Origin of the sequence: Streptacidiphilus sp. ASG 303 (assembly GCF_020991365.1) — a bacterium.
In the GTDB taxonomy this organism is placed as follows: Bacteria; Actinomycetota; Actinomycetes; order Streptomycetales; family Streptomycetaceae; genus Peterkaempfera.
Genome location: NZ_JAJLRA010000001.1, coordinates 562,731 through 575,298 on the forward strand (window position 1 = coordinate 562,731; position 12,568 = coordinate 575,298).

General features: G+C 75.5%; 9 protein-coding genes. 3 read left to right on the forward strand and 6 right to left on the reverse strand.

Annotated elements, in window-relative coordinates:
* Position 1: 1 nt before the first annotated feature.
* Together LO771_RS02510 and LO771_RS02515 are read right to left on the reverse strand one after the other, a co-directional pair.
* Positions 2–1,465: an aldehyde dehydrogenase gene (locus LO771_RS02510; protein ID WP_230647854.1), complete on the reverse strand. Its 1,464-nt coding sequence runs from the start codon at positions 1,463–1,465 to the stop codon at positions 2–4.
* Positions 1,466–1,475: 10 nt separating this feature from the next.
* Entirely contained in the window at positions 1,476–2,825 is a 1,350-nt protein-coding gene (locus tag LO771_RS02515) for a glutamine synthetase family protein (protein WP_230647951.1), read from the reverse strand.
* A 239-nt stretch (positions 2,826–3,064) separates the two neighbouring features.
* Between LO771_RS02515 and LO771_RS02520 the strand changes: the two genes are divergently transcribed.
* Entirely contained in the window at positions 3,065–3,775 is a 711-nt protein-coding gene (locus LO771_RS02520) for a gamma-glutamyl-gamma-aminobutyrate hydrolase family protein (protein ID WP_230647855.1), read from the forward strand.
* Between the two features lie 163 nt (positions 3,776–3,938).
* Here the strand turns inward: LO771_RS02520 and LO771_RS02525 are convergent, their stop codons facing one another.
* Both LO771_RS02525 and LO771_RS02530 read right to left on the reverse strand, forming a co-directional pair.
* On the reverse strand, positions 3,939–5,747 hold the full coding sequence (locus tag LO771_RS02525; protein ID WP_230647856.1) for an ABC transporter permease/substrate binding protein: 1,809 nt from the start codon (positions 5,745–5,747) through the stop codon (positions 3,939–3,941).
* Positions 5,740–6,672: a glycine betaine/L-proline ABC transporter ATP-binding protein gene (locus LO771_RS02530; RefSeq protein ID WP_230647858.1), complete on the reverse strand. Its 933-nt coding sequence runs from the start codon at positions 6,670–6,672 to the stop codon at positions 5,740–5,742. The genes LO771_RS02525 and LO771_RS02530 overlap by 8 nt, the downstream gene beginning before the upstream one ends.
* 220 nt (positions 6,673–6,892) lie before the next feature.
* On the opposite strand from LO771_RS02530, the gene LO771_RS02535 reads away from it, so the two are divergent.
* Together LO771_RS02535 and LO771_RS02540 are read left to right on the forward strand one after the other, a co-directional pair.
* Complete coding sequence (locus tag LO771_RS02535) at positions 6,893–7,798, forward strand: 5'-3' exonuclease (RefSeq protein ID WP_230647952.1); 906 nt, start codon at positions 6,893–6,895, stop codon at positions 7,796–7,798.
* 187 nt (positions 7,799–7,985) lie between these two features.
* On the forward strand, positions 7,986–9,176 hold the full coding sequence (locus LO771_RS02540; protein WP_230647860.1) for an SLC13 family permease: 1,191 nt from the start codon (positions 7,986–7,988) through the stop codon (positions 9,174–9,176).
* Positions 9,177–9,356: 180 nt separating this feature from the next.
* Here the strand turns inward: LO771_RS02540 and LO771_RS02545 are convergent, their stop codons facing one another.
* Entirely contained in the window at positions 9,357–12,167 is a 2,811-nt protein-coding gene (locus LO771_RS02545; RefSeq protein ID WP_230647953.1) for an RNA helicase, read from the reverse strand.
* Positions 12,168–12,391: 224 nt separating this feature from the next.
* Positions 12,392–12,529 (reverse strand): hypothetical protein, encoded by a 138-nt coding sequence (locus tag LO771_RS02550; protein WP_230647863.1) that lies wholly within the window; start codon positions 12,527–12,529, stop codon positions 12,392–12,394.
* Between the last annotated feature and the right edge of the window lie 39 nt (positions 12,530–12,568).

Consider the following 12,568-nt stretch of genomic DNA (forward strand, 5'->3'; position numbering starts at 1 on the left):
ATCACTCCTCGGAGCTGATGAAGACGTTCTTGGTCTCGGTGAAGTACGCGACGGCGTCGGGCCCGAGCTCGCGGCCGAGGCCGGACTCGCCGAAGCCGCCGAAGGGCGTCCAGTAGCGCACGGAGGCGTGGGAGTTGACCGAGAGGTTGCCCGCCCGCACACCGCGCGCCATGCGCAGCGCCCGGCCCACGTCGCGGGTCCACAGCGAGCCGGAGAGGCCGTACCGGCCGGCGTTGGCCAGGCGCAGGGCGTCGGCCTCGTCGTCGAAGGGCAGCACGACGGCGACCGGGCCGAAGACCTCCTCGGTGGCGGCGGGGCAGCCGGGGTCGGCGGGGGCGAGGACGGTGGGCGGGAACCAGAAGCCGGGTCCGGCGGGGGCGGTGCCCCGGGCGGCGACGGGCAGGTCGGGGGTGACGTACGCGGCGACGCGGTCGCGGTGGGCCGCCGAGATCAGCGGTCCCATGTCGGTGGCCGGGTCGGCGGGGTCGCCGACGGCGACGGCGGTGACGGCGGGCTCCAGCAGGCCGAGGAACTCGTCGTACACCTCGCGCTGGACGAGGATGCGGGTGCGGGCGCAGCAGTCCTGCCCGGCGTTGTCGAGGAAGGACATGGGGGTGGCCGCGGCGGCCCGCTCCAGGTCGGCGTCGCGGAAGACGATGCTGGGGGACTTGCCGCCGAGTTCCAGGGTGACCCGCTTGACCTGGGCGGCGCAGCGGGCCATGACCTCCTTGCCGGTGGCGGTGGAGCCCGTGAAGACGACCTTGCGCACCAGCGGGTGGTCGACGACGGCGCGGCCGGTGACGGGCCCGGCGCCGGGCAGGACCTGGAGCAGGCCGTCGGGGAGGCCCGCCTCCAGGGCGAGTTCGGCGAGCTGCAGGGCGGTGAGCGGGGTGGTCTCGGCGGGTTTGAGGAGGACGGCGTTGCCCGCGGCGAGGGCGGGGGCGAAGCCCCAGGCGGCGATCGGCATGGGGAAGTTCCACGGGGCGATGACGCCGACGACGCCGATCGGCTCGTGGAAGGTGAGGTCCACGCCGCCGCCGACCGGGATCTGACGACCGGTCAGCCGCTCCACTCCCCCGGCGGCGTACTCCAGCAGGTCGCGGACGTTGCCGGCCTCCCAGCGGGCGCCGCCGACGGTGTGCCCGGCCTCGCGGACCTCCAGGGCGGCCAGCTCCTCCAGGCGGGCGTCGACGGTGGCGGCGAAGCGGCGCAGCAGCCGGGCGCGGTCGCCGGGGGCGAGGGCCGCCCAGCCCTCCTGGGCCCCGGCGGCGCGCCGGGCGGCGGCGTCGACCTCGGCCGGGGAGGCGGCGGGGACGGTGGCGAGGACCTCCTCGGTGGCGGGGTTGAGGACGAGGTGCGACCCCGGGTCGGCGTCGCGGGCGGCGGCGGTGCCGGCGGTGCGGGTGGTGCCGGCCGTGCGGGTGCCGGCCGTGCCGGCGGTGCGGGTGGTGTCGGTACCGGTCATGGGCTGAGGCTCACATCCGCTCGAAGGAGCGGTAGCGCTCCCAGTCGGTGACGGCGGTGTCGTGGGCGTCCTGCTCGACGCGGGCGGCGGTGAGGTAGTGCGCGACGACCTCCTCGCCGAAGGCCTCCCGGGCCAGGGCGCTGCCCTCCCACAGCCCGGCGGCCTCGCGCAGGGTGGCGGGCACCCGCTCGTGGCCGGCGGTGTAGGCGTTGCCCGTGCACGGCTCGGGCAGCTCCAGCTTCCGCTCGACGCCGTGGAGTCCGGCGGCGACCATGCCGGCCACGGCGAGGTAGGGGTTGACGTCGCCGCCGGGGAGGCGGTTCTCCAGCCGCAGCGAGGGGCCGTGCCCGACGACGCGCAGGGCGCAGGTGCGGTTGTCGCGGCCCCACGCGACGGCGGTGGGCGCGAAGGAGCCGGGCCGGAACCGCTTGTAGGAGTTGATGTTGGGGGCGTACAGCAGGGTGAGCTCGCGCAGGGCGGCGAGCTGCCCGGCGAGGAAGTGGCGCATGGTGTCGCCCATGGCGCCGTCGGGGTCCGCGAAGACGGGGGCGCCGTCCTCGTCGCGCAGCGAGAGGTGGACGTGGCAGCTGTTGCCCTCCCGCTCGTCGTACTTGGCCATGAAGGTGAGCGCGCAGCCCTCCTGGGCGGCGATCTCCTTGGCGCCGGTCTTGTAGACGCTGTGCTGGTCGCAGGTGGTGAGGGCCTCGTCGTACCGGAAGGCCACCTCGTGCTGGCCCAGGTTGCACTCGCCCTTGGCGGACTCCACGGTCATGCCCGCGCCGCCCATCTCGTTGCGGATGCGGGCGAGCAGCGGCTCGATGCGGGCGGTGCCGAGGAGGGAGTAGTCGACGTTGTACTGGTTGGCGGGGGTGAGGTCGCGGTAGCCGCGCCGCCAGGCGTCCTCGTAGGTGTCGCGGAAGACGAGGAACTCCAGCTCGGTGCCGGTGTACGCGCGCCAGCCGCGTTCGGCGAGGCGGTCGAGCTGGCGTCGCAGGATCTGGCGCGGGGAGGCGGCGACGGGCGTGCCGTCGTGCCAGGCCAGGTCGGCGGTGGCCAGGGCGGTGCCGGGCTGCCAGGGGACGCGGCGCAGGGTGGAGAGGTCGGGGAGCATGGCGAAGTCGCCGTAGCCGGTGTCCCAGGAGGCCATCCGGTAGCCGTCGACGGTGTTGAGGTCGACGTCGACGGCGAGGAGGTAGGCGCAGCCCTCGCTGCCGTGGCGGGCGACCTCGTCGAGGAAGAAGCGGGCGGCGAACCGCTTGCCCTGGAGCCGGCCCTGCATGTCGGTGAAGGCCAGGACGACGGTGTGGACCTCGCCGCTCTCCACGTGGGCGCGGAGCGCGTCGAGGGTGAGCGGGGGCACGGGCGGGGATCCGGTGCGGGGCGGCGTCGGACGGTCGGGCACGGTGGCTGCCTCCTCGGTTCCGCGAGGAGTCCCACGGTAGGTTCCCGCACCGGGCCGGGGAAGGTGGCGCGCGGGGCCGGACGGGGGGCGCGCCTGCGCGCGGGGACGGCTCCCGGTCCGGCCCGTGCCGCCGCGCGGGTCCGCGGGCGTGTCCGGCCGTACCGTGGCAGCCGTACCGTGGACCGGAGGACCGTGCCGTGCAGGACCGCCCGCTGATCGGCGTCACCACCTACCTGGCCACCGCCCGCTGGGGCGTGTGGGAGGAGCCCGCCGTGCTCCTGCCCGCCGCGTACCCCGCGCTGGTGCGGGCCGCCGGGGGCCTGGCGGTGATGCTGCCGCCCGACGGGCCGGCGGCCGCCCCCGCCGTTGCGGCCCGGCTGGACGCCCTGGTGGTCTCCGGCGGGCCCGACGTGGACCCGGCGCTGTACGGGGCGCGGCGGCACCCGCGGACCGGGCCTGCGGTGCCCGAGCGCGACCGGTGGGAGGCGGCGCTGCTGCGGGCGGCGCTGGCGGCGGGGCTGCCGCTGCTGGGGATCTGCCGGGGGATGCAGCTGCTCAACGTGGTGTGCGGCGGCACCCTGCTGCAGCACCTGCCGGAGGCGGTGGGGCACGAGGGGCACTGCCCGTCCACGGGCGCGTACGCCCGCCACCTGGTGCTGCCGGTGCCGGGCACAACCGTGGCCGGGCTGCTGCCGGAGCCGGCCGTGGAGGTCCCGACCTACCACCACCAGGCCGTGGACCGGCTCGGCGCGGGCCTGCGGGTGGCCGCCCGCGCGGCGGACGGCACGGTGGAGGCGCTGGAGGGGGACGGGCCGGGGTTCGTGCTGGGCGTGCAGTGGCACCCCGAGCAGGGCACGGACGTGCGGCTGGTGCACGCCCTGGTGCGGGCGGCGGCCGGGTCCCGGTAGGAGGCCGCCCCGGCGGGACGGGACGGGACGGGCGCGGACCGGACGGGCGCAGGCGGACCGAACGGGCGCAGGCGGGCCGGGGCGGGCCCGGGCGCACGGCGGCGCCCCGCCGCGCCGGGGTCTCCGGTGCGGCGGGGCGCGGTGCGGTGCGGACCCGGCCGGGTCAGGCGGCGCCGAGCGGGGCCATGCGGTCCACCAGGCCCGGCTGGGACCTCAGCCAGGTGCGGACGCCGTCCTGCTCGTGGCCCTGTCCGGCGTCGTGGATGGCCTGCTCCAGGCCGCCGAGCTGCTCCTCGGTGAGCCGGAAGCCCTTCATCCAGCGGGAGACCTGCGGGAACTCCGAGGGGAAGGACCGGTGGGCGAGGGTGTGGATGCGGTCGCCCCTGCCGAAGAGCCCCCTGGGGTCGGCGAGCTTGGTCAGCGGGTACTTGCTGTACGCCCAGTGCGGCGACCAGAGCACGACCGCGACCGGCTCCTTCGCCTTGACCGACCGCTCCAGCTGGGCGAGCATCCCGGCGGTGCTGCCGGTGGTCAGCTGGTACTCCTTGTCCAGGCCGTAGCCCTTGAGCACGGTCGACCGGAGCAGCTTCATCTCGCCGGCGCCGGGCTCGACGCCGATGATCCGGCCGCCGAACTCCTTCGAGCGGCCCTTGAGGTCGGCCAGCGAGTGCACGTCCTTGACGTAGGAGGGGACGCTCACCTCCAGCGAGGTGGGGCCGTACCAGGAGCCGAGGTCGGTGAGGCTGCCGCGGTACTTCCTCCAGTAGTCGGCGTGGGTGACGGGCAGCCAGGAGTCGAGCTCGACGTCGACCCTGCCCGTGGACATGCCGGTGTAGAGGGCGCCCACGTCCATGTTCTGCACCTGCGGGCGGAAGCCGCGCTGCTCCAGCACCTCCTTCCAGAGGTAGGTGGCGGCGACGCCCTCGTCCCAGTTGATGGTGCCGATGTCGACCGTGCGGCCGTGGCCGACGTCGTGGCCGGCGGGCAGCGCGGCGCGGGTGCCGCCGCTGCCGCCGAAGGTGTGCAGGCCGCCCGCGACCAGGGCGAGGACGACCACGGCGACCCCGGCGACGGCGGTGCTCGGCCGGTAGCGCAGCACGGCGGAGCGGTCGGCGGAGCGCTCGCGGGCGAGGGCGCGGCGGCCCAGCGGGGAGACCCGGCGGCCGAGCGCGCCGGTCATGCGGTCCAGGTACATGGCGAGGATGACGACGGCGATGCCGCCCTCGAAGCCGAGGCCGACGTCGACCTGGCTGATGGCGGTGAAGACGGAGGCGCCGAGGCCGCCGCCGCCGACCATGCCGGAGATGACGACCATGGAGAGCGCCAGCATGATGACCTGGTTGACGCCGGCCATGATGGTCGGCAGCGCGAGGGGGAGCTGGACGCCCAGCAGGGTGCGGCGCGGGGCGGTGCCGAACGCCTCGGCGGCCTCCACCAGTTCGCCGTCGACCTGGCGGATGCCCAGTTCGGTCATCCGCACGCCGGGGGGCATGGAGAAGACGATGGTGGCGATGATGCCCGGCACCTGGCCGACCCCGAAGAAGAAGATCCCCGGGATGAGGTAGACGAAGGCGGGCATGGTCTGCATGAGGTCGAGCACCGGGCGCAGGGCGGCACCGACCCTGGTGGACCGGGCGGCCCAGACGCCCAGCGGCACGGCGAGCAGCACGGTGATCACGCTGGCGACCAGCACCAGCGAGAGCGTGGACATGGCCTGGTCCCACTGGCCGACGCCCTCGATCAGGGCGAGTCCGGCGAAGGAGAGCAGGGCGGCGAGCGGGCCGCGCAGCCACAGCGCCACCACGGCGAGGATGCCGGCCAGCAGCAGCGGCTGGGGGGCGCCGAGCACGGCGTCGACACCGTCGTACATGCCGGAGACGACGGTGGTGATGCCGTCGAAGAAGGGCTGGAAGTGGTCGCGGAGGAAGTCGACCCCGGTCTCCACCCAGTCGCCGAGGGGGATCCTAGCCACGGTTCACCGCCTTCCCGCCGGCCGCGGCGTCCCTCGGGGCCTGCTGCGGCACCTCCCCGGCGGCACCGCGGTCCGCGCCCGGCCCGCCGGGCCGGACGGCGGCGCGCCCGAGGACCCGGTCGCGGTCGACGTCCTCGACGAAGGCGGCGACGTAGTCGTCGGCGGGCGCGAGCACGATCTCGGCGGGCGTGCCCTGCTGGACGATGCGGCCGTCGCGCATCACCGCGATCCGGTCGCCCAGCCGCATGGCCTCGTTGAGGTCGTGGGTGATGAAGACGATGGACTTGCGCAGCTGCTGCTGGAGCTGGAGCAGCTGCTCCTGCATCTCGCGGCGGATCAGCGGGTCCAGGGCGCTGAACGACTCGTCCATGAGCAGCAGGTCGGCGTCGGTGGCCAGGGCGCGGGCCAGGCCGACGCGCTGCTGCATGCCGCCGGACAGCTCGTCCGGCCAGGAGTCCTTCCACTCGCCCAGGCCCACCAGCTCCAGGGCCTCGGCGGCGCGGCGGTCGCGCTCCCCGCGGTCCACGCCCTGCTGCTCGAGGCCGTAGCCGGCGTTCTCCAGCACCGTGCGGTGGGGGAAGAGCGCGAAGTGCTGGAAGACCATGCTGATGCGGTGGGAGCGCACCGAGCGCAGCTCCCTGCCGTTCAGGGCGGTCAGCTCCTGCCCGTCGAAGAGCACGCGTCCGGCGGTGGGCTCGGCGAGGCCGTTGAGCATGCGCAGCAGGGTGGACTTGCCCGATCCGGACAGGCCCATGATGACGAAGATCTCGCCCTCGCCGACCTCGAAACAGGCGTCGACGACGGCGGCGGTGGCGCCGTCCTCGCGCAGCTCCTCGCGGCCGGCGCCCGAGCGCAGCCTCTCCACGGCGTCGTCGGGGTGCTTCCCGAAGACCTTGAACAGATGATCTGCTTCCAGCAGGGACACAGGTACCTCTCGGTCGTGCGGGGCCGCGATCCGCGACCCCCGGATTGCTACCGCGACCGGTTACCCGGGCCTCGTGCGTACACAAACGCGTTTGTGGCCACCGTCACCGGACTCCCGCCGCCATATCGCCACGCAAGTGACGAAAGCGTGCATACCGCCTGCACCGCGGCCGACACGGGCCGCAGTACGGCATGATCGGGGCGTGACCGCTCCCCGCCTCATGCTCCTCGACACGGCGTCGCTCTACTTCCGCGCGTACTTCGGCGTGCCCGACTCGCTGCGGTCGCCCGACGGCATCCCCGTGAACGCCGTGCGCGGGCTGCTCGACTTCACCGCCCGCCTCGTCGCCGACCACTCCCCCGACCACCTGGTGGCGTGCACGGACGCCGACTGGCGGCCGCAGTGGCGGGTCGACCTGATCCCCTCGTACAAGACCCACCGCCTCGCCCCCTCGCCGCCCGCCGGGCCGGGCGAGGAGGAGGTGCCCGACACCCTCGGCCCGCAGATCCCGGTGATCGGGCAGGTGCTGGACGCCGTCGGGATCGCCCGCGTCGGCGCCCCCGGCTACGAGGCGGACGACGTCATCGGCACCCTCACCGCCCGCGCGCGGGGGCCGGTCGACGTGGTCACCGGCGACCGCGACCTCTTCCAGCTCGTCGACGACGCCCGGCAGGTGCGGGTGCTCTACCCGGTCAAGGGCATGGGCACGCTGCAGAGCACCGACGACGCGCTGCTGCGGGAGAAGTACGGCGTGGACGGCTCCCGGTACGCCGACATGGCGGTGCTGCGCGGCGACCCGAGCGACGGCCTGCCCGGCGTCGCCGGGATCGGGGAGAAGACCGCCGCGAAGCTGCTGGCCGCGTACGGCAGCCTCGACGGCGTCCTGGCCGCGGTCGAGGACCCGTCCTCCGGCCTCACCCCCACCCAGCGCAGGCGGCTGCGGGAGGGCGCCGGCTACCTGGCGGTGGCGCCCCGGGTGGTGCGGGTCGCCGACGACGTGGCGCTGCCGGACTTCGACCCGGTGCTGCCGCGCGAGCCCCGCGACCCGATGACGCTGGAGGAGCTGTCCGACCGGTGGGGCCTCGGCGGCTCCCTGCAGCGGCTGCTGGCGGTCCTCGCGGGCTGACCGTCCCGGCGGGCGCGCGGCGGGGACGGCCCGGCGGACGCACGGCGGGCGTCGCGGGGCGGCGCGCACGGCGGGGCGGCACAGGGACGGGGCGGCACGGGGACGGGGCGGCACGGCGCCGGCCCCCGGCACCGGGGGCGGCGCCCCCGCGGCGGACCTGCGGGGACGCCGTGGCACCCTTGGCCCGGTGAGCCTCCTCAGACGCCTGCACCCCCTGGACCTGGTCGCCCTCGCCCTGCTGCTCCTCGGGCTGCTCTCCGTCGCCACCGGGCTGCTGCCCACCGGTCCGGCGGGCGACGTGCTGGAGCGGATCGCCCCCCTGCTGCCCTTCCTGGGCACCGTCATCGTGCTGGCGGAGCTCACCTCCGAGGCCGAGGTCTTCGACGTGCTCGCGGGCCGCACCGCGCGGGCGGCCCGGGGCAGCCGCACGGCGCTCTTCCTGCTCTGCGTGGGCCTCGCCTCGCTGACCACCGTGGTGCTCAACCTGGACACCACGGCGGTGCTGCTCACCCCCGTCATGCTGGCGACGGCGCAGCGGATCGGGCTCCCCCCGCTGCCGCTGGCGATGACGACCGTGTGGCTCGCCAACACCGCGAGCCTGCTGCTCCCGGTCTCCAACCTCACCAACCTGCTGGCCGCGGAGAAGGTCGCGCTCTCCCCCACCGGCCTGGCGGCGCGGATGTGGGCGCCGCAGCTGGCCGCGCTCGCGGCCACCGCGGCCTGCCTGTGGCTCTTCCACTGGCGGCGCGGGCTGCTCGGCGGGGACGGCTACCGCGTCCCCGAGCCTCAGCGCCCGGCGGACCCGGTGCTCTACCGGGTCTGCGGACTGACCTGCGCCGGGTTCCTGGCCGCCGTGCTCGTCCTGGACGCGCCGCTGTGGGCCGCGTCCTCGGTGGCCGCGGCGGTGGCGGTGGCCGCCTTCGCGGTGCGGCGGCGCGAGGTGCTGCGGCCGGGGCTGGTGCCCTGGCGGCTGCTGGCGTTCGTCCCGGGCCTCTTCCTCGTGGTGGAGACGCTGCGGGTGCACGGGCTGGGGAGCCTGGTGGGGTCGCTGACGGGCGCGGACGGGGGCCTGGCGGGGCTGCTGCGGACCGCCGGCGTGGGCGCGGGCCTGTCGAACGTGGTCAACAACCTCCCGGCGTACCTGGCCGGGGAGGCCGCCCTGCCCGGCGGCGGGCACGACCCGCTGCTGGCGCTGCTGATCGGCACCAACGCGGGAGCCCTGGTCACCCCCTGGGCGTCCCTGGCGACGCTGCTCTGGTTCGAGCGGTGCCACGCCCAGGGGGTGAGGGTGCCGCTCCTCCGCTTCACGGCGACCAGCACCGTCCTCGCGGTCACGGCGGCCGCCGCCGCGGTGACGGCGCTCTCCGTCACGGGCTGAGCCTCCGTCACGGGCCGATCCTCCGTCACGGGCCGGGCCACCGTTCACGGGCCGGGCCGGGCCGGGCCGGACGCGGCGCCCGCCGGCCGCCCGGACGGGAGCACGACGGGGCAGCGGGCCCGCGACGGGCGGGAGGTGACGGCGCGTCCGCTCCGGGACGACGCCGCCGCCTCCCGCGGGTCAGCCCACGGAGGAGTAGGCGATCACGCCCCGCCGCAGCGCGTCGACGGCCTTGCGGGCGGCGCCGCGCAGCTCCTGGTCCTCGCCCGCGGCGTCCTGGATCTGGCCCAGGACGTCGATCAGCTGCTTGGTCCAGCGGACGAAGTCGCCGGCGGGCATGTCGGCGTCCCGCAGCACCGCGTCGAGGCTGTGGCCGGACGCCCAGCGGTAGGCGGCCCAGGCGAAGCCCAGGTCCGGCTCGCGCTGGCCGACGCCCTCGGTGCCGGCCAGCCGGTGCTGCTCCTCCAGGGCGTCCAGGTGGCCCCAGAGGCGGACCGTCCGGTTCAGCGCCTCCTTGGCCGGGCCCTCCGGCACCCGGGGGGTGCCCGTCTCGTCGGTCTGCCGGGCCTCGTAGACCAGCGCGGAGGCGCAGGCGGCCAGCTCGGCGGGCTTCAGGCCCTTCCAGACGCCCTCGCGGATGCACTCCGAGGCCAGCAGGTCCAGCTCGCCGTAGAGGCGGGCCAGGCGCTTGCCGTCCTCGGTGACGGTGTCGCCGCTGAGGTAGCCGAGTTCGGTGAGCAGGCCGCAGACCCGGTCGAAGGTGCGGGCGATGGTGTGGGTGCGCGAGCGCATCCGGCGCTCCAGCTGGCCGGTGTCGCGCTGCAGCCGGTGGTAGCGCTCGGCCCAGCGGGCGTGGTCCTCGCGCTGGTCGCAGCCGTGGCAGGGGTGCTGCCGCAGCTCGGCGCGGAGCCGCGCGATCTCCGGGTCGTCGGCCGCGGCCGAGCGGCCCCTGCGGTGGTGGCGCTGCGGCTCGATGTGGCCGGCCTTGGTCCGCAGGGCGGAGGCCAGGTCGCGGCGGGACTGCGGGCTGCGCGGGTTGAAGGACTTGGGGATGCGCATCCGCTCCACCGGCTCCACGGGGACCGGGAAGTCCACCATCGCCAGCCGCTTGACCTGCCGCTCGGCGGTGAGCACCACCGGGCGCGGGCCCTCCTGGAACTCCGGCCGGTGCCCGCCCCTGCCCTGCGGCGGGAGGCCCGGGTCCAGCACCAGGGCGAGGCCGGAGAAGCGGCCGGCGGGGACGTGGATGACGTCGCCGGGGCGCAGCCGCTCGATGGCGTCGACGGCGGAGGCGCGGCGCTGGGCGGTGCCCTCGCGGGCCAGCTCGTTCTCCCGGTCCTTCAGGGCGCGGCGGAGCGCGGCGTACTCGTCGAAGTCGCCGAGGTGGCAGGTCATCGCCTCGCGGTAGCCCTCCAGGCCCTCCTCGTTGCGCTGCACCTGGCGGGCGATGCCGACCACCGCACGGTCCGCCTGGAACTGGGCGAAGGAGGTCTCCAGCAGCTCGCGGGAGGTGTGCCGGCCGAACTGGCCGACCAGGTTGACGGCCATGTTGTACGACGGCCTGAAGGACGACTTCAGCGGGTACGTGCGGGTGCCCGCCAGGCCGGCCAGCGCGGCCGGGTCCAGGCCGCGCTGCCACAGGACGACGGCGTGGCCCTCGACGTCGATGCCCCGGCGGCCGGCGCGGCCGGTGAGCTGGGTGTACTCGCCGGGGGTGATGTCGGCGTGGGACTCGCCGTTCCACTTGACGAGCTTCTCCAGCACCACCGAGCGGGCCGGCATGTTGATGCCGAGCGCCAGGGTCTCGGTGGCGAAGACGGCCTTGACCAGGCCCTGGACGAAGAGCTCCTCGACGACCTCCTTGAAGGTCGGCAGCATGCCGGCGTGGTGGGCCGCGACGCCGCGCTCCAGGGCGTCGAGGAACTCGAAGTAGCCGAGGACGTGGAGGTCCTCGTCGGGGATGGCCGCGGTGCGCGCCTCCACCAGGGCGCGCACCCGGGCCCGGTCGGCGTCGCTGTTGAGGCGCAGCCCGGCGGCCAGGCACTGCTGGACGGCGGCCTCGCAGCCGGCCCGGCTGAAGATGAAGGTGATGGCGGGGAGCAGCCCCTCGGCGTCGAGCCGGTCGATGACGTCGACCCGGCTCGGGGTCCAGGCGCGGCCGGGGCGCCCGTTGGGCATGGAGCGGCCGCGGCCGCGGGCGAAGCGGTCGGCGCGGCGGTCCTGCTCGGAGCGGGCGAGGCGGACCAGTTCGGGGTTGACGTCCTTGGACGGGGGCCGCGGCTCGCGCCGGCCGGCCGCCTGCTGCCGGTCGCGCCCGGTGGTGAAGAGGTCGTACATCCGGTTGCCGGCCAGGACGTGCTGCCAGAGCGGGACCGGCCGGTGCTCGGAGACGATGACCTTCGTGCCGCCGCGCACGGTGTCCAGCCAGTCGCCGAACTCCTCGGCGTTGGAGACGGTCGCCGACAGCGAGACCAGGGTGACGGACTCGGGGAGGTGGATGATGACCTCCTCCCAGACGGCGCCGCGGAAGCGGTCGGCGAGGTAGTGGACCTCGTCCATGACCACGTAGCCGAGGCCGGCGAGGGTCTGCGAGCCCGCGTAGAGCATGTTGCGCAGCACCTCGGTGGTCATCACGACCACGGGGGCGTCGCCGTTGACCGTGTTGTCGCCGGTGAGCAGGCCGACCTTGTCGGCGCCGTACCGTTTCACCAGGTCGGCGAACTTCTGGTTGGAGAGCGCCTTGATGGGCGTGGTGTAGAAGCACTTGCGGCCCTCGCGCAGCGCGAGGTGGACGGCGAACTCGCCGACGATCGTCTTGCCGGAGCCGGTGGGGGCTGCGACGAGGACGCCCTGGCCGGCCTCCAGGGCCTGGCAGGCCTCGATCTGGAAGGGGTCGAGCGGGAAGTCGTACAGCTCGCGGAAGCCGTACAGGGCCGTGGCCTGCTCCTTGGCGCGGCGCCGGGAGGCGGCGTAGCGCTCGGCGGGCGACATGTCCTCCGGGTCGGGCGCGGCGTCGGCGGACCCGTGGTCCGCGCCCTCGTGGGCCGCGGTCGCGTGGTCCGCGCCCTCGCGGCCTGCGGCTTCGCGGCCTGCGGCTTCATGGTCAGCGGACGGGCCGGGCAGGGCCTGCGGGTCCGTGGGCTCCCGGCGGGCGGGCTCGTGCGCGGCGGGGCCGCCGCCCGGCCGGCCGGCGGGGATGGCGCTGCTCATCGGCGTCACCTCTTCTTCCCGTGGGAGTGCTGCCCGCTGGGGCTGGACGGGAGGGCGTGCGGCGGCGCCTGCGGCTGCGGGGCCGCGTCGGCCTGGGCCGGCGCCGGGGCGCAGCGGGTGTGGTCGGTGTGGTGAAGGAGCATCTCAAGCCAGAGGTTACCCGGCGGCACCGACATCGATAG

Excerpts from the sequence above, each read along its gene's own strand:
- LO771_RS02535 (WP_230647952.1), top strand. The coding sequence starts at position 6,893 with ATGCTCCTCGACACGGCGTCGCTCTACTTCCGCGCGTACTTCGGCGTG.
- LO771_RS02545 (WP_230647953.1), bottom strand. The coding sequence starts at position 12,167 with ATGTCGCCCGCCGAGCGCTACGCCGCCTCCCGGCGCCGCGCCAAGGAG.
- LO771_RS02550 (WP_230647863.1), bottom strand. The coding sequence starts at position 12,529 with ATGCTCCTTCACCACACCGACCACACCCGCTGCGCCCCGGCGCCGGCC.
- LO771_RS02510 (WP_230647854.1), bottom strand. The coding sequence starts at position 1,465 with ATGACCGGTACCGACACCACCCGCACCGCCGGCACGGCCGGCACCCGC.